Source organism: Candidatus Woesearchaeota archaeon (genome assembly GCA_030651135.1).
GTDB lineage: Archaea > Nanobdellota > Nanobdellia > Woesearchaeales > JACPBO01 > JACPBO01.
The window spans coordinates 112,760-135,754 of the sequence record JAUSCS010000013.1; the positions used below are offsets into that span (position 1 = coordinate 112,760).

The window sequence follows — 22,995 nt, forward strand, 5'->3', positions numbered from 1 at the left end:
CTTTTTTTATTATTTTGAGTGATGTATGAGAATTAATATTTAAAGGTTACTGTTTTTTACTTATACTCATCCCAGCTCTTCACTTTCAGCTCTTCAACCTTTGTCCTTGCTATCGCTTCCACAAACCTTTTTGCGATCTGCAGATTGGTGATCAGAGGAACATCAAAATCAACTGCCTTCCTTCTTATTAAATAATCATTGTCAAGCTCTTCTTTTTCAATGCTTTTCGGGATATTTATGACAAGATCTATCTTCCCATCAGTTATATAGCTGAGAGTATTCGGCTCTTTCTTTTCCAACGGCCAGTATAAAACTTCTGCATCCAGCCCGTTGGATTTCATAAACTCGGCTGTTCCTTCTGTTGCATAAAACTTGAAGCCCATTTTTGCAAGAATCTTTTTGCTTTCCAATAACTCCGCTTTTGCATATACGGGGCCGGTTGACAATAAAATGTTTTTCTTCGGCAATTTAAAGCCAACTGAAATAAGGCTTTTTAAAAACGCTTCATTAAAATCATCTCCCAGACAGGCAACTTCGCCGGTAGAAGCCATCTCAACACCCAAGACAGGATCAGACCCCTTCAGCCTTGTGAATGAAAACATTGGCGCTTTAACTCCAACATAATCAAGATCAAACGCTGACTTGTCTATTTTAGGCACATTCTTGCCCATCATAAGCTTTGTTGCGATATCAATGAAATTTATCTTAAAAACTTTTGAAACGAATGGAAAGCTTCTTGAAGCCCTTAAATTGCATTCAATAACCTTGACATCATTGTCTTTTGCTATGAACTGGATGTTGAATGGCCCGGTTATTTTCAATGCTTCTGCAATCTTCCTTGTTATTATTTTGATCCTTCTCATCGTCTCCAGATAAGTTCTTTGCGGCGGCAGCACCATGGTTGCATCGCCTGAATGAACTCCTGCATTTTCAACATGCTCTGAAATTGCATAGCAGAATAATTCACCATTATTTGCAACAGCATCTATTTCTATTTCTTTTGCATCTGTTATGAATTTGCTTATCACAACAGGGTGCTCCTTGTTTACAGATGATGCTTTCTTCAAATATTCTTCCAGCTCATTCTCATTTAAGACAACGCTCATTGCAGCGCCGCTTAAAACATAGCTTGGCCTTACAAGAACAGGATAACTAACTTTTTTTGCAAATGCTTTTGCATCAGTTAAAGAAGTGAGTTCGTTCCATTCCGGCTGATCAATTGAAAGCGTATCAAGCAATTTAGAAAATTTATGCCTGTCTTCTGAATTGTCTATATTTAAAGGAGATGTGCCGAGTATTTTAACGCCGACATTGTGGCATTTCAAGGCAAGGTTATTGGGAATCTGGCCGCCCATTGAAATTATTACGCCGAGCGGAGCTTCTTTTTCATAAATATCAAGAACTCTTTCAAAGCTAAGCTCGTCAAAATATAATTTATCGCAGATATCATAATCCGTGCTTACAGTTTCAGGATTGTAATTGATCATTATTGTATTGTATTTCAAGTTTCTCAATGTCAAAACAGCATTAACGCAGCACCAGTCAAACTCAACTGAAGAGCCTATCCTGTAAGCTCCGCCGCCTAAAACTATGACCTGGTTTTTTTCATTGAAATCAATATCATCTTCATTGCCATTGTAAGTCAAATACAGGTAATTTGTTTTTGCAGGGTATTCTGCTGCTAAAGTATCTATCTGCTTTACATAAGGCACTATGCCTTGTTTTTTTCTTAATTTTCTAACTGCTAATTCATCGCTTTTTGTAAGGATTGCTATCTGCTTGTCAGAAAACCCTTTTTGCTTTGCTTCTTTTAGTAATGATTGTGAGATTTTTTCAAGTTCATATTTCATTACTTCTTTTTCCAGTTCAACAATGTTTTTAATTTTATACAAAAACCATTTGTCAATTTTAGAGAGATCGTGTATTTTATCTATCGAATGCCCTTTTTTAATTGCTTCTGCTATTGCAAAAACCCTCTGGTCAGTAGGATTTTTAAGCTCTTTATCCAGATTGTTCAGCTCTATCTCATTTGCAACTATGCCTTCCATACCGATTCCGAGCATCCTTATTGCCTTCTGCAGCGTTTCCTCAAAATTCCTGCCAATTGCCATGATCTCGCCGACTGATTTCATTTCAGTGCCTATCTCTTTCTTGACCATTTTGAATTTCTGCAGATCCCATCTTGGTATTTTGACAACAATATAATCAAGCGCAGGCTCAAAGCATGCCATTGTTTTTTTTGTTATCATATTCTGCAATTCTGTAAGGGAATAGCCTAATGCCAGTTTTGCAGCTATAAACGCCAGAGGATAGCCTGTTGCTTTTGAAGCAAGAGCAGAGCTTCTTGAAAGCCTTGCATTGACCTCAATTATCCTGTATTCTTCAGAGTCAGGGGCAAGAGCATACTGTATGTTGCACTCTCCGACAATGCCTAAATGCCTTATAACTTTTATTGCTGCATCTCTTAACATATGATATTCTGAATTTGTCAGCGTTTGAGAAGGAGCAACAACAATGCTTTCTCCTGTATGAATTCCCATTGGATCAAAATTCTCCATATTGCAGACTGTAATGCAGTTGTCATACTGGTCTCTTACAACTTCATACTCGATTTCCTTCCACCCTTCAAGATATTCTTCTACTAAAATTTGCTTTGTAAAGGAAAATGCTTTTTTTGCCCTTTCTGACAGTTCTTCTTCACTGTAAGAAACTCCGGATCCTAAGCCGCCTAAAGCATAAGCAATTCTTATCATCACAGGATAGCCGATTTTCTTTGCAGCTTTTAATGCGTCTTCTACATTGCTGGCAGCCGCGCTTCTCGGCACTTTAAGCCCTGCTTCAACTATTTTCTTAACAAACAATTCCCTGTCTTCTGTGTTCTTTATAGCATCTACCGGGGTTCCTAAAACTTTAACATTATATTTCTTTAGAATGCCTTTATCATGAAGCTCGACTCCAACATTTAATGCTGTCTGGCCTCCGAAGCTGAGCAGGATTGCATCTGGCTTTTCTTTTTCTATTATTTTTTCAACAAAATATACATCTATTGGCAGAAAATATATTTTGTCTGCAAGATTTTCAGATGTTTGTATTGTAGCAATGTTTGGATTGACAAGAACTGTTTTGATCCCTTCTTCCTTTAACGCCTTTATGCACTGGCTTCCTGAATAGTCGAATTCTCCGGCCTGGCCTATTCTGATTGCTCCTGATCCCAATATCAAAACTTTTTTTGGCTTGATCATTTTAGCATCTCCAGAAACTTGTCAAATAAAAATCCTGTGTCTACTGGGCCGGGCGCTGCTTCTGGGTGGAACTGAATTGACATAAATGGTTTGGCTGAATGTTTTATTCCTTCATTTGTGTTGTCATTCACATTGACAAACCAGGGCTTCCATTCATTTGGCAAAGTTTTAATGTCGACAGCATAGCCGTGATTCTGCGATGTGATAAAACACCTTTTTGTTCCGATTTCCAGGCATGGCTGATTCTGAGATCTATGCCCGTATTTCAGCTTATAAGTATCGCCGCCTGCTGCTAAAGCCAATATCTGATTTCCTAAACAGATGCCAAATGTTGGAATATTGCTTTCCAATGCTTTTTTTACATTTGCAATTGTTTCTTTTGCCATTTTAGGGTTGCCTGGGCCATTGGAAATAAGCAATGCATCAAATTCAAGCTTTAAAAAATCATAATCCCACGGAACCCTGATCACAGTGATGTTTCTTTTCAACAGGCTTCTTATGATGTTGTTTTTTATTCCGCAGTCTATAACAACAACTTTTGTTTTTCCTTTTTCATATGTAATCGGCTCTTTGATGCTTACTTCTGCAACCAAGTTTCTTTTGTTCGGGTCTTCAAGCTCAATGTCATTATTGCCATATATGATTTTGCCGAGCATTGTTCCTTTTTCCCTTAGTTTTTTTGTCAATTCCCTTGTGTCAATGCCTTGGATTGCCGGAATATTGTTTTCTTTTAGCCAGTCTGAAAGGGATTTCTTTGCATTCCAGTGAGAATAGTTTTCGCTGTAATTCGAGACAATCAAGCCGGAAATCTGTATTTTGCCTGATTCAAAATATTTCAATAAATTATCTTCTGTTTCATTTCCAGGAACGCCGTAATTGCCGATCAACGGGTATGTAAGAACTAATATCTGGCCCCTGTAGGAAGGATCAGTCAGAGTTTCAGGATAGCCGACCATTCCTGTGTTGAATACAACTTCTCCTGCAGCGCTTTTTTCAGATCCGAAGGAAGAGCCGCAGAAAACAGAGCCATCTTCAAGAACAAGCTTTATATCGCCCCCTTTTGATTGCATATTAAAAAAATAAAAGAATTAACCCAGTTTATAAGCTTTTTTGTTGTGGAGAATATATGTCATACAAGCCCGGTTGTTTCGTCAAAGCCGTGCATCAGGTTAAAATTCTGCACTGCCTGGCCTGCTCCTCCTTTGATCAGGTTGTCTAATGCAGAGATAATAATTACTTTGTTGCCGTATGCGCAGGGCTTTATATCGCAAAAAATAGTTGAAACTATTCCTTTATATGCTGTGTCTATTCTCTGCGGCACGAATAATGAATTTTCCAAGCCCAATGCTTTTTCGATCTCAACAATCTGCGGATGCACATTTCCTTCTTTATATATTTTAAAATTATCCTCTTTCTGCACTTCAAGCCCAGCTCCTGAAATGCCGCTTGTTGAGGCTATGTGAACATCAGAGATTTTTTCTTTTATCGGGGCTAATGCCAATATAATTGAAGTTGCGTAGCAGCCAGGATTCGCAACCTTTTGTGCAGCCTTTATCTTGTCCTTGTTCAATTCAGACAGGCCATAAGCCCAGCCATCATCAAGCCTGTGGTCAATGCTCAGGTCTATCAGCTTCTTTCCATTCAGTTCTGGCAGATAATTTCCGCTTTCCCCATAAGGCAGCGCAAGAAAAACAAGCTCAGCATCTGACAAGCTTCCTGTGATGCCTTCTTTCCTGCTCTCTGTATAGACTATCTCTGCATAAGGATGCTTGCTCAAAATCTCAGCTAAAGGCTTTCCAAGCTTTCCGGTATGGCCGATTATGCCGATTTTTATTTTAGTCATTTTGCCACCAATGTCTCTTTTTTGTTCAAAGCATACTCAATTATGTCATGCAGCTCATCTTTAGGGCCGCCTATCCAGAATACAATGAATGGCTTGCTGTAATAGCAGCCGCTTTCACTGTTTTCTTCTATTTTTTTCTTGTACATCTCTTTTTTATCATTATCAACCTTGCATCGCCAGAACAATCCTGATTTTTTTGAAAATTTGCCGGTATTTTTCAGCTTTAACAGTTCTAAGAATATCTTTGATCCAAGCCCGTTTCCCTCTACATTTTTATTGACAGCAAACTTATCCATATAAGCCCAGCCTTTATGATCTTCAATTATTGCTGCTCCATCGTAATCTTCTTCAAGAACAACATGCGTAATGGGCTCTGCACCAAAATAGCTCTCAATTAATTTCTTGCCTTTAAAGGCAGATTCAATAAGCTGAGTAAGCTTATCTTTATCAATTCCATTTATGCCATCATCATATGTAAGCGTATTATAACCATAAATGATCTTTGTTCCTGATCCCTTGTAGCTGAACAATTCTGACCACAGATCTTTCAATAAGGGCGATATAATCTGAACGCTATTTTTGTTTCCTAGCTTTTCAAGCAGGCTTTTTGCTTCATTGAGCTTTTTCAGCATCCCCCCGCTTACAACGCCTTCATCTGCAAGTTTTTGGTAATCATCAATTATGCTTATTTTTTCTATAAGCTTCCCATCTTTATCCAAAACACCACCTGTATTGGTTATGGATATGTATTTGTGCGGCTTCAGCGCCATTACAAGAGCTTTTGTTGCTGTATCTGCATTTATATTGTAAATTTGGTTTCCATCATACCCAAGCGGAACCAATAATGGCACAGCTTTGCTTTCGCATGCCTTTTTGATAAGCTCTGTGTTTACGCCAACAACATCGCCAACATAGCCCAAGCTGTCATTTGATTTTTTAGCAGCAAATATCGGCTCATTTGTAAGGTCAGCAAGATTGAGTCCGTATTCTTTTGATAAAGAAAAAATTTTGCCCTTCAATTCACTAACTACTTCCGTTATTATGCCCAATGTCTTAAAATCAGTAACCCTGTTGCCGCCAATGAATTTTGATTCAATTCCCTCTTCTTTTAATTTTTTATTAAGCGGCTTACCCCAGCCAAATAAGACTATGGGGCATAGCTTCAGATATTGCAGCACGCTTATGCTCATGATTATTTCTTCGAGCGAATTTTCAATGCAATCGCCGCTTACCTTTATGACTGCAAATTTAGATGGCTCTAGCTGCTGGTATTTGCACAGATAGCTCTCGAATTCCTTGCCTCCGATGCTGCTTGTTAAATATCCAATCATATCTGTCATATTTTTCATGTATTGCAAAAACCTATATTCTTTTATAAAGTTATCGTCCTATTTAAAACAAAATAAACATTAATGTCCGAAACAAAACATTTATAAATAAGCGAATAATTCTGCCTTTATGGCCAATATAACGAAGATTACGGAAGATTACATAAAGAACAGCCCGTTCATCAAGCAGGCCCTTAAGAATAATCTTGTCAATTATTCCAAATTGGCCAGATTGATAGCCAAAGAGAAAAACATTAAGAATTTTGACGCTATTTTGGTTGCATGCAGGCGGTATTATCACAAATTAAAAAAATCTGCTTATTCGCCTCCGATAATTGACCTGTTGAAAGGCAGCAAGCTGTCTATAAGGGATAAGATCATTGTTGTGATTCTTGAACCGGATACGTTTTTTAAGGAAATACTGCAGCTCCAGAAGGAAGTGGAAGATAAAAATGAAATAATGCATGTTATCAGGGGGGCAAATGCGATAACGCTGATAACAACAGAGGATTTTTTAAGCGACATAGAACGAAAGTTTAAGCATAAGATACTGAAAGTATCCAAAGATCTCGTTGAAATCATGATGAAAAGCTCAGTTAAAATGGAATCCATCCCCGGAGTAATGGGCTATATTTATTCTTTATTTGGCGAGAACAGCATAAACATCCTTGAAACAATGTCCTGCTGGACTGATACGATCTTTACGATTAAGAAGGAAGATCTTCCGAAGACGATGGAGATATTGAGCTTTTAATTCATAGCGCAGAAATCGTATGAAGAAAAAGAATAAAGGGCAAGAATTGTAGTTTTATCTATTTCTTATAGATTGATAAACTTTTTCACCTACTTCATAAAGTACTTTTCCAGTCATAGCTCCTAATGTGATGTATAAGGTATTTTTGTCTTTAATTTTATCGACAAATGTTTCTGGTCCACCTATTGCAGTTATTCCTGAGTAAATAGGATAAAATATGACTCCAAAACCTAAAGCATCTATTACAATTTCTTGTAAGCTTTTTCTTTCTTGCGTCATTTTATTTACCTCCTAACATATGTAAGATAGAACTACTATTTAAATCTTTCGGTTTTATAGTCTTTTAGAAGTAGTGACAATTATTGTCAAATCCGTTAAATTTGCCCTGTAATGACTGAGATCACCTATTCGCTCTTTGCAGCCTGGTAATTGCACTTCTCATTAGGGCATTTGTAGATATCATAATTTGTTTCGCCAACCTTATAGCTGGACTTCTTCACAAGATCTGACTTGCACAAAGGGCATTTCTTGGCTACCATATTGCGCTTATTAATTCAAAGAAATATAAAACTTTCTATTATTTCAGCGATCTTGCCAGTTTTTTATGATGGGTTTCCTGCGCTGTAAGCTTTCCGAATATTTTCTTCAGCCTGGCTTCTTTAGTCCTGTTATTCTCATACTCGTAAATTGCCCTCATTCCCTCTTCCTCTTTAACTGCCCTTTCAATGGCTGCTTTCAGCGCTTTTGCTGAAGAGCTCCTGCACAGCCTGCAAAGCTCCTCTGCAACAATCCTTAAATGCGTCATCGAACCAAAGAGCAGCTCATTTACAAGCTTGTAGTTCTTGCCATAATTTAAGTCATCAATGTTATCAACATAGAAGTTAATCGCATTTATCTCTGTTTTGATATCCTGCTTTAAAACCCTTATAAGATCCTTTTTTGTGTACATAAGATGAACCAGTGAAGCGTGCTTTTTAAACTTTTCTTTTTTCAGTATTCCACTCCCCTTCTTCCTACAACTCCGCTCTGCATCGGATGCTTCAATTCATCCATCACAGTAACAAGATCTGCAATGTCAATTATCTCTTTCGGCGCATTCCTTCCTGTCAGGACAAGCTCTACATTGGATGGCTTGTTTTTTATCAGCTCCAGAACAGCATCCACATTCACCAATCCCTTGTCCATACAGTTGTTTATCTCGTCGAGAACAACAAGATCATAATCGCCTGAATTGACAACGCCTTTCGTATGCTCAAATGCCTCTATTGCGAGCATTTTCTGCTCGCTGTCATCAAGAAAGCACTCCCTGCACTCCCCGCAGTCAACATCTTCCCTTATATAATTCAGATGCGGAAATCCGTTTGCTCCTTCAAGCTTCAGCTGCTTCTTCTCTTTCACGCAGTGCTTCCCAAACTGCTTTATCTTGAGCTGCGGCAGAAAATTAGTAGCTGCTATGAATTCGCCTGTATAAGCTCCTCCTTTAAGAAACTGCACAATATAAACTTTTAAATTCTGCCCAACAGCCCTCAACGCAATGCCTAATGCAATGCTTGTCTTCCCTTTTCCATTTCCTGTGTAAACCTGGACCAGTCCAAGCCTGTTTGTTGGCATTGTGTATTAAGTAAAGTTGCTAATGAATAATCCCATCATAGAAAAACACCACCACAACTGGCAGCAGACGGACATTTTCTCACAAAAATGTCCTGCGAGCCACCCCGTAAGGGACAACCCCCGTCTCGCCTGCGCCAGTGGTGGTGTTTTTCCTCGAATAAAAAATCCAGCCATGGTGCCTACGAGGGAGGGGTTGCTCCCTACGGGAAACCCGAGTAGGACAAAACTTGTTTTGTCCGTAGGCACCATGGTTGGCTGGATTTTTTGGTTTATCGCGACAATAATATTCGAAATTTAATTTGTTCTTATAAGCTACAAATTGAATATCCGCATTGCGGGCATGATGAGCAGCCCTCTTCGATCTTCATCTTGCTGCCGCACTCAGGGCATTTCTCTAAAAACTTGCCTTTCTTCTTTCCGTCCTCTTCTTTTTTTGTTATCTCTATGTTCAGCACTTGATTTTCCCTGCTTCCATCCCTATAAACTGTAATGCCCTTGCAGCCGAGCTTGTAAGCAGTGAGGTAAACTGTTTTTACATCTTCAGTTGTCGCCCAATTCGGGAAATTAACTGTCTTGCTCACAGCATTGTCTACGTGCTCCTGGAAAGCGGCCTGCATATTGACGTGCCACTCAGGCCTTATGTCATGGCTTACAACAAATATTCTTCTTCCCTCTTCAGGAATCTCCTTGACGTCATGTATTGATCCTTTATTGGCAATGCTTTTCATCAGCTCCTCGCTGTAAAACCCTTCTTTCTTTGCATAATTCTCAAAATGCGCATTCACATAAACCAGTTCCCTGTTGTCCATCACCCTTTTAACAAAGGATATTGCAAACAATGGCTCCACTCCCGAGCTGCAGTCAGCTATCATGCTTAATGTTCCGGTTGGCGCGATTGTTGTGACAGTAGCATTCCTCATTGTCTTGTATTTTGAAGCCCAGATGCTGTCCTTGAAGTTAGGGAAAGATCCTCTTTTTTTGCCCAATTCTTCAGACATTTTTCTTGCTTCATCACATACAAACTTCATTATATTTTTTCCTGTCTCAACGCCGTCTTTTGAATTATAGGCGAAGTTCAGCTGGAAAAGCATGTCAGCAAACCCCATGACACCCAATCCGATTTTCCTGTTGGCTTTTGTCATGTCTTCGATTTTCTTTAATGGGAATCTGTTCATATCAATAACATTGTCAAGGAAATGCACAGCTTTTTTTACAGTTTCCCTTAATGCGTCATAGTTTATTTTTTCATTTTCAACAAATTTGCCGAGATTTATGCTGCCGAGGTTGCACGATTCGTAAGGCAATAATGGCTGCTCACCGCAAGGATTAGTGCTTTCAACCTCACCGATTTTTGGCGTCGGATTAGCCCTGTTGATTTCATCAATGAAAATTATTCCAGGTTCGCCGTTCTTCCACGCCATCAAAACAATCAGATCAAAAACATTTCTTGCAGGCAGCCTTTTGACAACAGAATTGTCATGAGGGCTTATTAATTCATATTCCTCATCCTTTTCAACAGCCTTCATGAACTTGTCAGTCAATGCAACAGAGATGTTGAAGTTATTCAGTGCATTCAGTTTTTCTTTGGAAGTTATAAAGTCAATAATGTCGGGATGGTCAACCCTTAAAATAGCCATGTTAGCTCCGCGACGTTTTCCGCCCTGCTTTATAACCTCTGTTGTAACATCAAATACGCGCATGAAAGACAATGGCCCGGATGCAACTCCTTTGGTTGACATTACAAGATCGTTTCTCGGCCTTAATCTTGAAAATGAAAATCCTGTTCCGCCGCCGGATTTATGGATCACGGCAGTATTCTTTACAGTCTCAAATATTTCTTCAATAGAATCGCCGACAGGAAGAACGAAGCATGCAGATAATTGCTGCAATTTTGTTCCAGCGTTCATCAATGTCGGTGAATTCGGCAAAAATTCAAGATTTGACATCATCTGAAAGAATTCTTCCTCTGTTTTGCTTAGCTCTGCATCTTTATCATAAAGCTTGTCTGCCTGCGCAACATTCTTTGCAACCCTTCTGAACAATTCATCTGGAGTTTCTATTAAAGCGCCGCTTTTGTCTTTCAATAAATAGCGCTCCTTAAGAACCTGCAATGCATTGACAGAAAGCTTTGTTTCAACTTCCTTGCCCATTATCATTGACTTCGCTTCCCTAAGCTCTTTATGCTTCTGCCTGTAGAGAATGTATGCCTTTGCAGTCTGCGCATGGCCCTGCTCAATAAGAACTTTTTCTACAATGTCCTGCACTTCCTCAACATGGGGAATTCTTTTGCCATCGTACTGGTCATCAAGAACATTGACAACTTCATCAGCAAGCTTTTCAGCTGTTGCGCGATCCTCTCCGCCAACAGACTGCGCTGCCTTGAAGACTGCTGTTATGATCTTCGTCTTGTCAAAATCAACTGTACTGCCGTCTCTCTTTATTATCTTTGTTACTTTCTTAGAAACTGCCTTGCTATCATCCTCTTGCTTCATCTTTCCCCCTCTTTTCAAGTGATTTACTGGTATTTATTAATGATCTCTTACAAAAACCAACATCAAGCCATATTTAAAGTTTTGTGCTTTGAATAATATATATCGCAAAAATAACTTTGAATGATTTAAATTAAATTGCTTATTCTCCTTCAAACTCTACCAGATTGAAAACCTTGTAATTATTTTCCAGTAATTTGTTCTTTCTTTTCAATCCTTTTTCTTTTGTCTTTTTCCGTTGCAGAAAGGTAATTCTCACCTGAAATGATTGATCTGCCTATCTTTCTTTCAGCATCCTTCCTGGCGTTGCCCGCAACCTCTCCGCCTTCTTTTGCAGAATCTTTGCATTCTGGAAAACCCTCATCATCTTTATTTCTTGTAATTTCAGTAGTAACCCTCTCGCCAAGCATTGTAAAGATAAGCTCCAGATCATTCATATGATCCCTAAGATTCTCTTTTTTCAGCCCTTTGAGCTTTTGATATTCGCCTGGCGTCATTCCAAAAGTTGCTTTTGAGATCTCTGCCGTTAAAATAGCAAATTCCCTGTCAGCTTCCACCCCTCTTTTCTTCCATTCATCTGTGAGTTCGTCTCTTATAGCAATTCCCCTTACTCTTTTTTCAATCCAATCATCAGAATAGCCTTTAGCTTTGTAGATTTCCTTCATTCGTTTCTGGGCAAGCTCTGGGTTCTCTATTTCCTGCACTCGTTCATAGCCTGCCTTTGCTAACCAAAGCTTAAACGGCTCTGCTTTTTTAGAAGGGATTGACTGGATTAAGCGGAATATTGTCTGCGTATTTGCGCAGTCACCCTCATAGAACTTGCCATCAGATGCAGGTAATTTCAGTTGGTTACAATTTGTAACCACCTCACTGCCCTCCTCCTTCAATCTGTGTTTAAGCACTTTCCAATAGTTTCTTGGATCTTCACTTTCAGCTAAAATGCCTATAATATCAACTACGGAAAACCACCATTCATCATTATGCCAGATTCTTCTTATCTGCTTTCCTTGGAATACAACTAATGCGTTATTTTCTTCCAATTTATTCCCCTTCAAACTCCACCAGATTGAAAACCTTGTAATTGTTTTCCAGCAATTTGTTCTTGCCTTTCAATTCAGGAAGATCAACAATGAAGGCGCACTCTACGATCTTTCCTCCGAGCTTTTCGATTAATTTGCATGCTGCAAGAGCTGTACCCCCGGTAGCAATCAGATCGTCTATAAGCAGCACATTATCGCCTTCTTTTATTGCGTCTTTGTGCATTTCAATTGTGTCAGTGCTGTATTCTGTGTCATAAGTCAGCCTTTCAACCTCTGCAGGCAGCTTTCCTTTCTTCCTTATCGGAACAAATCCGACGCCAAGCTGATGCGCAACTGCGCCGCCAAGAATAAATCCTCTGCTTTCAATCCCGGCAACAACATCTATTTTGGCATCTTTATATCTTTCAACAAATTCTTTGATCACATCTTTTAATCCCTGGGCATCTTTCAGCAGTGTTGTAATGTCCCTGAACATAACGCCCTGCTTAGGCCAATGCGGAATTGTGCGGATTTTTGATTTAATATTGTCCATAACGCTCACACTCTTCATCATTCGGTGGTTCTTTGAGTTCGATCCTTCTTTCTATGCTTTTGAGTTTTTTATTCATTATTTCTTCAGATTTTTTATTAGAAGGGAAGGAATAAACATCATCATGTTCTTTTCTTAGAATGCAATAAACACCCCCTGCTTCCGGCGGCTCATCTGTTCTCACGATAAGTGAATTGTCAACAGTAATTATCAACATATGACTAAATTCTGACTTTAAGTCAGAAGAGATTTCATCAACGGACAGCGGAATAGTAAAAGATGTTGGTTTGATGCTGATTTCTTTCTCAATGCATTCTTCAACAGTCATTTTCTCACCTTATTTTGGGTATTGTTTTCAACAGCAATTTTTTTACGTTCTCAACATTTTTTTCAAAAACCTTCAATATCTCATGCCATTCAACCGGCGCTTCATCTGTTTTCCAGCAGTCATAATCAGTTGACATAGCAACAACAGCATAGGGAATTCCTGCTTCATTTGCAAGTATCGCTTCAGGAGCAACTGACATGTTTATCACATCTGCCCCCCATATCCTGAACATATTGGATTCTGCCCTTGTTGAAAATCTTGGGCCTTCAATTGTAACAACAGTTCCCTTTTCATGTATTTTCAAGCCTAATTCTCTTCCTGTTTCTATTAATTTTTCCCTTAATTCTTCTGAAAAAGGATCTGCCATCGAAGTATGTTTTGCATTCTCTATGCCTGCTTCAAATTCTTCATAAAAGGTTATCTTTCTGTGCCTTGTGAAATCTATGAATTGGTCGAGAATGACAAAATCTCCTCTGTTAATCTCTTCCCTCAAAGAGCCGCAGGCAGTTGTTGCCAATATATGAGTGCAACCCTGCTCTTTTAGCGCATGAATGTTTGCCCTGAAATTAACCTGAGTTGGCGGAATAGTATGCTGCCTTCCATGCCTTGCAAGAAGCACAATATCAACTCCATCTATAGTCCCGATTGTCAGCAGAGAAGAAGGCTCGCCATAAGGAGTAATAACTTCTATTTCTTTTGCATCCTTCAATATCTTTGGATCATCCAGCCCAGAGCCGCCAATAATTCCTATTTTGACCATTGCTTTACCCCAGCCACAGATTTATTATTTGATTTAAATAGTTTTTGCTTAAAAAACCTCGGAAAAGCCAAGCTTTGACGTTGGTTTTTGCTTAATTTTTATTTTTATATTTTCAAGAGAAACCCGACACCCCTCATCACAGATGAGGGGATTGCTCGCTCACTCCGTTCGCTCGGTCGGGTTTCTAAGAATGCAAATATTCATGATGGGTTGTTTCGCTTACAAACCGCCAGTCAAAGACTGGATGGAATATTGGCATTTAATCTAGCAACAATTTTCAGAAATGTTTTTAAACTATAGAAGTTATTTTGCTTTATCGTTAATGGAGGTTTTTAATATGGCAAAAGAAGATGAAGAAACTGAAGAAGAATTTGAAGATTATGATGAAAAAAAAGAGAAAGAAAGCGAGGCTGAAAAAACAGAAGAGTCTGAAGAAGAAATAGAAAAAGAAAACAAAGAAGAATCTGACGAAGGCGATGAAGAAGAGTCAAAAGAAAAAACCGAAGAGGAAAAGTCTGAAAGCGAAGACGATCAAACAACAAAAAATGTGGAAGAAACTGATGAGGATTCTGAAAAGGAAGGATCAGAAGAAGATGAAAAAGAGCTTGAAGATATAGAAGAAACCGAAGAGGAAGAATCAGAAGAAGAGCTTAAGAAAAAAAAGAAAAAAGACAAAGAAATAGACGAGGATGAAGAGGAATAAATTTATTTTTTGAGATCTTGTCCTTTTCTTGAATAGGCATCAACCACAAAATCAAGGCATTTGCGGATTACTGGGATCGAAGAAGGCAGATGTTTTTCGATAAAATGAGCAATCCCTTTTCCTGCGCCGCTATAATATGCGCTTACAAACATCCTTCCACCATAAATATGCATTAAAACATCACGTTTAAATTCTTGAAGTCTTAGAACATTTGGATGTTTTGCACTTCTATATACAACAGTTGCAACAAAACACCCTCGGCCGTAACCAAAAAAATGCTCATCATCAGAATCTTTTGGGTATACATCAATATCAGTAATTGTCTCGATTTCCCCTAGATTTTTGATGGGAAAATATTCTCCATTCGTCAGTTTGATTGAATCCTCGTTTAATTTGTCTTGTTCAGAAAGATCTGAAAATGCTTTTGATTCGCTCCCCACCATCTTGCTGCATACAGAAAAGTCAACATAATGTTCTCCTGGAGTTCCTATGTCTACCTTAAGCAGGCCGTCTTCCAATTTATCTTGTTTTTCAACCGAAAGTGTCTTTACGATTGCCATTGGCTCTGAAAATAAAGTGTTATTTATAAATTTTGCTGTTGTGACTACTGCCGAATAATCTCAATATAAAACCAATACCTTTTTATTTGAAAAGGCATTTTCTGAAGATATGATCAACAAGCTGCCGTTCGAATTAATAGAATACAAGATCTTAATCAAAAAACCATCTGAAACTTCTGAAAAATACGGCTGCGCTCCTGAAGAAAGAAAGACAGAAGACATCATAGAATATGGGATAATTAACTTAGACAAGCCAAAAGGGCCTACATCGCACCAGGTTTCAGCTTATGTCCAAAAGATTTTAGGGATTTCGAAGTCAGGGCATTCTGGAACTTTGGATCCTGCTGTTACAGGCATTCTTCCGGTTGCCTTAGGCAGGGCAACAAGGATTGTGCAGACATTATTGCCTGCAGGAAAAGAATATATCTGCCTTATGCACATCCATAAACAAATAGAAGAAAAATTATTAAGAAAAGTTTTAGATGATTTTCTTGGAAAGATAAGGCAACTGCCTCCGATAAAGAGCGCTGTTAAAAGAGTTGAGAGAACAAGAGAAATATATTATTTGGAAATTCTTGAAATCCAGGATCAGGATGTTTTGTTCATAGTCGGCTGCCAGGCAGGAACATATATAAGAAAGTTATGCGACGATATCGGAAAAAAACTTGGCTGCGGAGCGCATATGGCAGAGTTAAGAAGGACAAAAGCCGGGCCTTTCAAAGAGGATGAAAGCTTATCCACATTGCATGACCTGACTGATGCATTTTACTATTACAAAAATGATGGCAATGATAAATTCATCAGAAAAATAATACTTACGATTGAACATGCTGTTTCTCATATCCCGCAAGCATGGGTATTGGATACAACAGTCGACAGCCTGTGCCACGGCTCAGACCTGAAAATCCCAGGAATAAGCAAATTAAATGACCAAATAATTTTCAGCGATATGGTAGCTGTAATGACTTTAAAAAATGAATTAGTGGCGATCGGCACAGCAAAGATGAATTCTGAGGAGATTATGAAAAAAGATAAAGGCGTTGCCGTGAAAATAGAAAAAGTGTTTATGCAGCCGGGAACTTATCCGAGGATTTCCTGAGTAAAACTGCTCTATTTGTAAATTAATTTAGCGATTACTAACGAAATTGCCAGAATGATTTCTATTGTATTTGTTACAATGATCGGCATTTCTTTTATGCCAAACCCATAAACAAAATATAACAACAGGCCAAAAAACCCAATATCAGTCATTTCATCATTTGATATACCAGTATACAAAAACGTAACATTTATATACTAGTTATGATATCTATAGATTTCGAAAATCAAAATTCAAATCATATTATCCCTCACCAAATAACGCACATCACAGCTCACGCAATTATTCTCTTGATCAACAACAAAAAACTAAAACGATAGCATAAAAAATCGAGGTGAAAAAATGGAGGAGTTAGAAGTCGGGAACGCAAATATAAAAGTTATAGGCGTAGGTGGAGCGGGCAACAATATGGTTTCATGGCTCTATAAAAAAGGAGTCAAGGGAGCCGAAGTTATTGCTGTAAATACAGACAAACAGCATTTGGATATTTCTGAAGCAGACAGGAAGTTCTTGCTTGGCGTTGGTGTAACACGAGGCTTAGGCTGCGGCGGATTTCCTCAAAAAGGAGCAGCTGCTGCGCAGGAAACATTGAATGAGATAAAATCAGTGTTAACTGGTGCGGACATGGTTTTCATTTGCGCAGGAATGGGCGGCGGAACAGGAACAGGAGCAGCGCCGGTTGTAGCAAGAGTTGCAAAAGAAGCAGGCACAATTGTAATCGGCACAGTAACCATGCCATTCAAGATAGAAAGAGCAAGAATTGACAAGGCAGAATTCGGGCTGCAGGAATTAAGGCAGTCTTGCGACACAGTCATCGTGATTGATAACAACAGGCTAGTTCAGATTGCAGGCAACCTGCCTATACAGCAGGCATTTGCAGTTGCAAATGAATTGATAAGCACAATGATCAGGGGCATAGTCGAAACAATTGCTATTCCCAGCTTAGTTAACTTGGATTTCGCAGATGTCAAGGCAATAATGAGCAATGGAGGGGTTGCAGCAATTGGTGTAGGCGCATCAGACACAAACAACAGAGTGGATGAAGCAGTCAAAGGAGCATTATCCAACCCATTATTGGAAATAGACTACAAGGGTGCAACAGGCGCTTTGATACATATTGAAGGCGGCCCGGATATGACTTTGGATGAAGTAAGCAGAATTGGCGAAATGGTTACAGAAACGCTTGATGAAGACGCAAACGTCATCTGGGGAGCAAGAGTTAGCGATGCAATGAAAGGCAAAATAACTGTGATGACAATAATAACAGGAGTTCATTCTCCATGGATAATCGGCAAAGTTGACAGGAAAACAAAGCAGCAAATGGCAAAAAGGATGAGTGAGGAGCTTGGAATTGAGTTGATGTGATGATTTAATTTTTTTTATTTATTTAAATATGTCAAAAACCACCCATCACAGATGGGTGGCATGTTGCTAAATTCCACCGTATCAGGTGGTTTTTGAGCATGCTCGGAAATATAACATCAATCATAGACTGATGTTATATTTCCGACATATTAAACTGCAAAGAGGGGCGAGAACATGGGCGATGAAAAAATAATTAAAAAAATGGTTACTGAAATGGTTGAAAAAAACCAATTAGTAATGCCGAAGGAAGATCTGTCGAATTTCAAGAAACTGGTTCCGGCATTGATAGACAAAGGCGTAGACAATCTTAATTTATCAATGTTCAGCAATGAAATGAAACTAGGATTGCTGAATGCGCTTGGCGATGAATATCTGAGAAAAGGCAAAGTGCCTGAAGCGATTAAAGTGTTCATCTTGTCAGGCAACAGGAAAAAGCTTGTTGAGATAGGCGAGGACTATGAAAAAATAGGGCTGTTCTCTGATGCTATTGACGCATACAGGCTTTCTGGCGACCATGATAAATTGATGAAGACAGGCAACAAATGCCTTAGTGAAGGCCATATGTCGGATGCAATAAAGGCATTCAGGATTTTGAATGATGTTGACAAGCTGGCATCTGTAGGCGATGACTGCCTTAGAAAAGGAAAATGGGATTATGCGCTTGAAGTCTTTAATGCAATAAGCAACAAAAACAAGCTAGTGGAGCTTGGCGACAAATGCCTTGAAGACAGGCAGATTGCATTGGCTGCAAAAGCATACGAGCTTTCAGGAGACAAGGCAAAGCTCAGCTCATTGGGAGACACATGCCTGAAAGAAGGGCTGATAGCAACTGCTTTGAAAGCTTACACTTTAGCAGGCAATGAGATAATGGTCCAGTTCATCAAGGAAAACTTTTCGAACAAATTAATCTGAAGCTGAGGGAAGAATGGAAGACACATATTTATTGGAGCAGAAATTCCAGCTGTTAATGGATATAGGCAGCAAGAAATTGCAGCAGGAGATTGCAGCATTAAAAACAACAGTTTCAATGCTTCAGGATGAAGTGAGAAACTTAAGGAATGACAGGCGGAATGCCGCATTGGAGCAGCCCAGGCAGGCAAGCATGATTGAATCATCAGCGCCTGCAGTAAAAGCAGCCAGCGATGAAGGATATGTTCCGAAAAGCAACGTGAAGGAAGCGCATCCAAGGCTGGGCAATTACTCATCAGAGGATGTTTCAATAGAGAAGTTTTTCAACTATGGGAGAAAATGAAAATGGTGAATTATTTGCTTACTGAGCGCATAAGATGTGATGTCGTCGGCTCAAATACATCCCACAATAGTGAGTATCATGACATGTTAACCGCTGGAAAAATCAAAGGCTATATTTTTGGAATAGATGATACTGGCTTGTTCATCAAGATGAGAATAAATTCATCGCACAGGATAGTTGCAGTCAGTGTTCCAACTGCTATTGCGGAAGTGGGCGATATAACAATATTGCTGGAGGAAGCCCTCTGTTCATATTTAAAACAGAGAAATGGTGACTCTTTTGTATTAGTTCATCCGCAGAAAGAAGATTTATTCAAGAGGATAGTTGAAAATAAGGGCTATAAAGCGAATTTAGTTGAACTGCGTAATTATAACTAGCCCAGCTTCTCAAAATGCTAAAAAAACCAATCAACCTAGACAGAGAAGTCAAGAAAAGCCTAAGCTATTCGATAACAGAGGGATCCTTTTGGTCGATAATGGCTGGCTTCGGAGAATCGTTCTTCGGCGCATTTGCTGTTTTTCTCAATGCAAACAATGTCCAGATCGGCCTGCTTGGATCTCTGCCCCAGTTCTTAGGTTCAGTTTCACAGCTTTTTACATTGAAGCTGCTTGAATTTTTCAAATCAAGAAAAAAATTTGTAGTTGTAAATGTTGTGCTTCAGGCCTTAATGCACCTACCGATAATATTTGCCTTTTTTATTCCTCATGTGAAAATCCAGTACCTTATATTTTTTGTATGCCTTTATTTTATTTTTGGCGCGATTGGAAGCCCGGCATGGAACAGCTGGATGGGCAACCTTGTTGACAGCAGCACAAAAGGCTCTTTTTTTGGAATACGGAATAGGCTGATAAATATTTGCATGTTGCTGTCTTTCACTGCAGGAGGATATATACTCTATCGTTTCTCAGACGGCAGCATGAGGCAGTTTACAGGCTACGCAATAATCTTTTTCATAGCATTGCTTGCGCGATTAATGTCCTCTCATCTTCTGTCAAAGCAATATGAGCCGCATTATGCCGTGTCAAGAGAAAGAGATGTTGGCTTTTTTGAGATATTCAAAAAAAGCCAGTTCAAGAACTTCAAAAATTTTGCGTTATACATCGCTTTGCTGAATTTTGGCGTATTTATTGCAGGCCCATTCTTCACCCCATACATGCTTTACGAGTTAAAGTTCAATTACTTGCAATTCACTGCCATAAACGCGACAGCCATTCTTGTAAAATTTTTATTCACACCAGTATGGGGCAAGCATATTGACACCTATGGCTCTAAAAAAGCCCTGATATTGGCAGGCGTCATGATGCCTGTTGTGCCTGTTCTGTGGTTTTTCTCCCAAAATTTTTGGTATCTAGCAATAATACAGATTTATAGCGGATTTGTATGGTCGGGCATGGATACAGCGTCTGCCACCTATATCTTTGATTCAACTCTACCTTATACAAGGATAAAATCACTGTCTTATTATAATGTGCTTAGCGGAACAACAATGCTTCTTGGCTCTCTTATTGGCGGCTATACAATAAGGCTGAACAATATGTTCTGGTCAAGCTATCTTTTAGTTTTCATAATTTCAGGAATAGTAAGATTGTTTGCGTTGATACTGCTGTTAAAAATAAAGGAAACAAGGCCTGTTGAAAAGACATCTTATGACGGGCTGTTTTTCAAAATAGTCAGCAGCGAGCCTATAATGAACACAGTATATTCTTTTTTCTTTTTCAGGCAAAGAAAAATAAGAAACGAAAAGATTTCAATCCACAGTAAAAAGGGAAGAGTCATGATCAACATCAAATAAGCCCAGCCTTGCGCCGGCATCGAGCCAGCCGTGCGCGTAATTAAGGCAGGCGAATGCATTCACAATGTCGCCTTTCTCTTTGAAATGTTTTGCATCGTCATAATATCTCTGGGCCATGTCAAGAAAATCCTCAGCAGAGCTTTTCCAGCTGATCTTCCTCTCTTTGGCTATTTTTACCTTTTTCAATGCCCTGCCTGTGATGTCAAAGTATTTGCTTAGTTTATCGTTGGTTATCTTGTTTTCCATTAAGAATTTACTCCAGCGGCACCTGAGTCCATAATGTCCAGTCATTTGAGGGCGAGTAAGCTCCAAACACATAATATGGCGTCTGTGTTTTCCCGAAATAAGAATTCTCCACATCACTCCATTTTGTTGTTGATCCTCCTCTCATAGGACCAACTGCGCCGTAAATAGGGCTGCCGAACAATCTCCATGACTCTGTCAGCTGCCTTCTGCCGCCTTCAGCAAATCCCTCGCTGACAAGCGTTCCCTTAAAGCCTTTTTTCATTAGATATTCTACTGCAGACTGTATTGGAGTTAATCCTTGCCCTGCTGGCAAATGTGTGTGCCCTCTTCCAAAGCCATCAACAATATGAACATGGCCTAATATCTTTTCTTTTTCCAATTCTTTTATCTGGTCCATATACCAGCTGTCAAATCTTTTTCTAGTCTGTTCATTGGTTTCGCCTGGCTTTGGCTGGAAATATTTCCACCACATACCCAAATGCTGCGTATCAAGTGTTGCCTTAATATGATTCTCAGCTTCTTTTGTCGCTTGTTCTTTTGAAATGCCCCTGAAATAGGGATTTTCAACCATAATTATATTGCCTTCCCTATCACGATGGCCTTCTGGATCTGAAATCTTTTTTTCCGTCAGAAACTCAATCATTTTTTCTCTTGCGCCTTTAACAAGCTGTATCAATTCTTTAGGATGGCTTCCATATCCCATCTCTGGGAAAATATGCTCTGGCGCAACAAAAACATCGTTCTTCAGATGCTTCTCAGTGCTCTGCTGCATTGCATAAATCCCTGCCTGCGCATAAGATTTCAATGACTGCTCAATTGCATATTTATTGACGGGCAAGACGTGTTTTAACTGCTCCTGAATCAAGTCAGCCTGAGCATCAGCAGAAGCAGATGATTCATGCGTAAATTGAAGATGCTTCTCAAGTTGGTTTATGTTTTCCTTTAGCCATTCGCTCGGTTTTTTAACTTCAGGAGGAACTAAGCCGCCAAGTTCGCCTCCCATTTCTTTCATTATCTTCCATTTTTCATCTTCAGGAATATTTGATTCTAATTTTTCATAGTACTCCAAGGCTTTCAATGCCCTGTCCCTGTCTTTTTTATAACGCTCGTAAAATTGTGCATGATACAATGAAGAGCCCCTTGCCTGCAGCATCTGGTTTTCAAGCTGCGTTTTATAGAACATCTCTTCTGGCAGTTTTTTATCACCAGGATGCTCTATAGTCCATTCTTCTGCTCTTTTTACAAAATCATCCCATGTCAATCTTTTGGTTTCAAATCTTGATCTGGTTTCATCCCATATCGGGACTCTTTTGAATAAATCCTCTGCCTTGGTTGGATCAAGCCAAGTGCCACGCATATCAACCCAATCGTCTTTTCTGAAAACATGGCCTGTTTTTGGGTCTACCTTACCAACAAATCCATTAGTTTCAGCTGTCTTATAAACAGGCTCGTAAACAACCTGGCTCCTCTTGACATCACCAAGCACATGGCCTGTCCTGTCATCAACCATCCAAACTGTTGCTCTTGTTGCTTCTTCATCATAACCTCTAAACTCCCCCATCTTATTCCATTCCTGGTCGGAAAACGGCCTCTGGTATTCGCCAGTATGAACAACAACTGCCTGGCCGCCGACATCAGATGCAAATTCTATTGCCTTCTTTACTTCCTCTAAAGCAGTCTTTCTTACTTCGTCATTAAACCCGCGCTGCGGGTCAAATCCTGATAAATTTCCAATTTGGTGCGGAGCATGAATGCTCGTTATTCTAACTTGGTTGGCGATTGCTAAATCTTTTAGCTCCTGCCTTGCTTCTTTGCCGTATGACTCTGCTCCAGTGCCTGGCTCTGCCCCTTCCATCTGCGTTGCAAGCTCTACCTGGCCAGCTCCTTCTCTTATTGCTGCCTGAAAACTTTGCAGAAATGTTCCTCCTCCGGCTCTTCCTTCTGTCACAGTTGCTCCTAAATCTGCTATTCCGATAACAGGGCTTTCAATATCCTTTGACTGGCCGAAATAGCTGCGATCCATTGTATTGTAATATGGCCTTGCAAATTCCATT

The 22,995-nt window shown here is 39.4% G+C and carries 24 protein-coding genes and 2 pseudogenes; 8 read left to right on the top strand and 18 right to left on the bottom strand.

Going from position 1 to position 22,995, the window contains the following annotated elements; all coding sequences use genetic code 11:
- Positions 1 to 56 precede the first annotated feature (56 nt).
- From carB to Q7J54_07240, 4 genes are read right to left on the bottom strand one after another with little or no spacing between them, the layout of a single operon-like run.
- Complete coding sequence (gene carB / locus Q7J54_07225) at positions 57 to 3,242, bottom strand: carbamoyl-phosphate synthase (glutamine-hydrolyzing) large subunit (protein ID MDO8741332.1); 3,186 nt, start codon at positions 3,240 to 3,242, stop codon at positions 57 to 59.
- Positions 3,239 to 4,312 (bottom strand): glutamine-hydrolyzing carbamoyl-phosphate synthase small subunit, encoded by a 1,074-nt coding sequence (gene carA, locus Q7J54_07230; protein MDO8741333.1) that lies wholly within the window; start codon positions 4,310 to 4,312, stop codon positions 3,239 to 3,241. The genes carB and carA overlap by 4 nt, the downstream gene beginning before the upstream one ends.
- 59 nt (positions 4,313 to 4,371) lie before the next feature.
- Positions 4,372 to 5,085: a hypothetical protein gene (locus tag Q7J54_07235; GenBank protein ID MDO8741334.1), complete on the bottom strand. Its 714-nt coding sequence runs from the start codon at positions 5,083 to 5,085 to the stop codon at positions 4,372 to 4,374.
- Entirely contained in the window at positions 5,082 to 6,434 is a 1,353-nt protein-coding gene (locus tag Q7J54_07240) for a hypothetical protein (protein ID MDO8741335.1), read from the bottom strand. The genes Q7J54_07235 and Q7J54_07240 overlap by 4 nt, the downstream gene beginning before the upstream one ends.
- Positions 6,435 to 6,543: 109 nt before the next feature.
- Between Q7J54_07240 and Q7J54_07245 the strand changes: the two genes are divergently transcribed.
- Complete coding sequence (locus Q7J54_07245) at positions 6,544 to 7,167, top strand: hypothetical protein (GenBank protein MDO8741336.1); 624 nt, start codon at positions 6,544 to 6,546, stop codon at positions 7,165 to 7,167.
- Between the two features lie 54 nt (positions 7,168 to 7,221).
- Here the strand turns inward: Q7J54_07245 and Q7J54_07250 are convergent, their stop codons facing one another.
- The 10 genes and pseudogenes from Q7J54_07250 to mtnP all read right to left on the bottom strand — a co-directional run bounded on the left by Q7J54_07250 (position 7,222) and on the right by mtnP (position 13,924).
- Positions 7,222 to 7,446 (bottom strand): hypothetical protein, encoded by a 225-nt coding sequence (locus tag Q7J54_07250; protein ID MDO8741337.1) that lies wholly within the window; start codon positions 7,444 to 7,446, stop codon positions 7,222 to 7,224.
- Between the two features lie 125 nt (positions 7,447 to 7,571).
- Positions 7,572 to 7,706, bottom strand: a complete 135-nt coding sequence (locus Q7J54_07255; GenBank protein ID MDO8741338.1) for a hypothetical protein — start codon at positions 7,704 to 7,706, stop codon at positions 7,572 to 7,574.
- Between the two features lie 38 nt (positions 7,707 to 7,744).
- The gene (locus tag Q7J54_07260; protein ID MDO8741339.1) at positions 7,745 to 8,116 is read right to left on the bottom strand and encodes a ferritin family protein; all 372 of its coding nucleotides are present in this window, start codon (positions 8,114 to 8,116) and stop codon (positions 7,745 to 7,747) included.
- Positions 8,117 to 8,157: 41 nt separating this feature from the next.
- Entirely contained in the window at positions 8,158 to 8,778 is a 621-nt protein-coding gene (locus Q7J54_07265) for a cob(I)yrinic acid a,c-diamide adenosyltransferase (GenBank protein MDO8741340.1), read from the bottom strand.
- 419 nt (positions 8,779 to 9,197) lie between these two features.
- Positions 9,198 to 10,934, bottom strand: a pseudogene (locus Q7J54_07270) (vitamin B12-dependent ribonucleotide reductase).
- A gap of 30 nt (positions 10,935 to 10,964) precedes the next feature.
- Positions 10,965 to 11,270 (bottom strand): annotated as a pseudogene (locus Q7J54_07275) (ATP cone domain-containing protein).
- Positions 11,271 to 11,449: 179 nt separating this feature from the next.
- Complete coding sequence (locus tag Q7J54_07280) at positions 11,450 to 12,307, bottom strand: Bro-N domain-containing protein (protein MDO8741341.1); 858 nt, start codon at positions 12,305 to 12,307, stop codon at positions 11,450 to 11,452.
- 1 nt (position 12,308) lies between these two features.
- Positions 12,309 to 12,860: an adenine phosphoribosyltransferase gene (locus Q7J54_07285; protein MDO8741342.1), complete on the bottom strand. Its 552-nt coding sequence runs from the start codon at positions 12,858 to 12,860 to the stop codon at positions 12,309 to 12,311.
- On the bottom strand, positions 12,826 to 13,164 hold the full coding sequence (locus Q7J54_07290; protein ID MDO8741343.1) for a hypothetical protein: 339 nt from the start codon (positions 13,162 to 13,164) through the stop codon (positions 12,826 to 12,828). The genes Q7J54_07285 and Q7J54_07290 overlap by 35 nt, the downstream gene beginning before the upstream one ends.
- A 4-nt stretch (positions 13,165 to 13,168) precedes the next feature.
- On the bottom strand, positions 13,169 to 13,924 hold the full coding sequence (gene mtnP / locus Q7J54_07295) for an S-methyl-5'-thioadenosine phosphorylase (protein MDO8741344.1): 756 nt from the start codon (positions 13,922 to 13,924) through the stop codon (positions 13,169 to 13,171).
- Positions 13,925 to 14,261: 337 nt separating this feature from the next.
- Here mtnP and Q7J54_07300 point away from each other — a divergent pair, with 337 nt between their 5' ends.
- Entirely contained in the window at positions 14,262 to 14,627 is a 366-nt protein-coding gene (locus Q7J54_07300; GenBank protein MDO8741345.1) for a hypothetical protein, read from the top strand.
- Between the two features lie 2 nt (positions 14,628 to 14,629).
- Here Q7J54_07300 and Q7J54_07305 read toward each other — a convergent pair whose 3' ends face one another.
- Complete coding sequence (locus Q7J54_07305; GenBank protein MDO8741346.1) at positions 14,630 to 15,187, bottom strand: CFI-box-CTERM domain-containing protein; 558 nt, start codon at positions 15,185 to 15,187, stop codon at positions 14,630 to 14,632.
- Positions 15,188 to 15,296: 109 nt separating this feature from the next.
- On the opposite strand from Q7J54_07305, the gene Q7J54_07310 reads away from it, so the two are divergent.
- The gene (locus Q7J54_07310; GenBank protein MDO8741347.1) at positions 15,297 to 16,286 is read left to right on the top strand and encodes an RNA-guided pseudouridylation complex pseudouridine synthase subunit Cbf5; all 990 of its coding nucleotides are present in this window, start codon (positions 15,297 to 15,299) and stop codon (positions 16,284 to 16,286) included.
- Positions 16,287 to 16,297: 11 nt separating this feature from the next.
- Here Q7J54_07310 and Q7J54_07315 read toward each other — a convergent pair whose 3' ends face one another.
- Positions 16,298 to 16,438 carry a hypothetical protein gene (locus Q7J54_07315; GenBank protein MDO8741348.1) on the bottom strand — a complete coding sequence of 47 codons (141 nt, stop codon included), beginning with the start codon at positions 16,436 to 16,438 and terminating at the stop codon, positions 16,298 to 16,300.
- A 190-nt stretch (positions 16,439 to 16,628) separates the two neighbouring features.
- Between Q7J54_07315 and ftsZ the strand changes: the two genes are divergently transcribed.
- The 5 genes from ftsZ to Q7J54_07340 all read left to right on the top strand — a co-directional run bounded on the left by ftsZ (position 16,629) and on the right by Q7J54_07340 (position 20,695).
- Positions 16,629 to 17,651: a cell division protein FtsZ gene (gene ftsZ / locus Q7J54_07320; protein MDO8741349.1), complete on the top strand. Its 1,023-nt coding sequence runs from the start codon at positions 16,629 to 16,631 to the stop codon at positions 17,649 to 17,651.
- A 174-nt stretch (positions 17,652 to 17,825) separates the two neighbouring features.
- Positions 17,826 to 18,563: a hypothetical protein gene (locus tag Q7J54_07325; protein MDO8741350.1), complete on the top strand. Its 738-nt coding sequence runs from the start codon at positions 17,826 to 17,828 to the stop codon at positions 18,561 to 18,563.
- A 13-nt stretch (positions 18,564 to 18,576) separates the two neighbouring features.
- A complete protein-coding gene (locus Q7J54_07330; protein ID MDO8741351.1) occupies positions 18,577 to 18,903 on the top strand; it encodes a hypothetical protein in 327 nt (108 codons plus the stop codon).
- Complete coding sequence (locus tag Q7J54_07335; protein MDO8741352.1) at positions 18,900 to 19,280, top strand: hypothetical protein; 381 nt, start codon at positions 18,900 to 18,902, stop codon at positions 19,278 to 19,280. The genes Q7J54_07330 and Q7J54_07335 overlap by 4 nt, the downstream gene beginning before the upstream one ends.
- Before the next feature lie 14 nt (positions 19,281 to 19,294).
- Positions 19,295 to 20,695 (top strand): MFS transporter, encoded by a 1,401-nt coding sequence (locus Q7J54_07340; GenBank protein ID MDO8741353.1) that lies wholly within the window; start codon positions 19,295 to 19,297, stop codon positions 20,693 to 20,695.
- Here the strand turns inward: Q7J54_07340 and Q7J54_07345 are convergent.
- The gene (locus Q7J54_07345; protein ID MDO8741354.1) at positions 20,651 to 20,941 is read right to left on the bottom strand and encodes a DUF357 domain-containing protein; all 291 of its coding nucleotides are present in this window, start codon (positions 20,939 to 20,941) and stop codon (positions 20,651 to 20,653) included. The two genes, Q7J54_07340 and Q7J54_07345, sit on opposite strands and share 45 nt — an antisense overlap.
- 7 nt (positions 20,942 to 20,948) lie before the next feature.
- Positions 20,949 to 22,994, bottom strand: a complete 2,046-nt coding sequence (locus Q7J54_07350) for a TIM barrel protein (GenBank protein MDO8741355.1) — start codon at positions 22,992 to 22,994, stop codon at positions 20,949 to 20,951.
- Position 22,995: the final 1 nt, after the last annotated feature.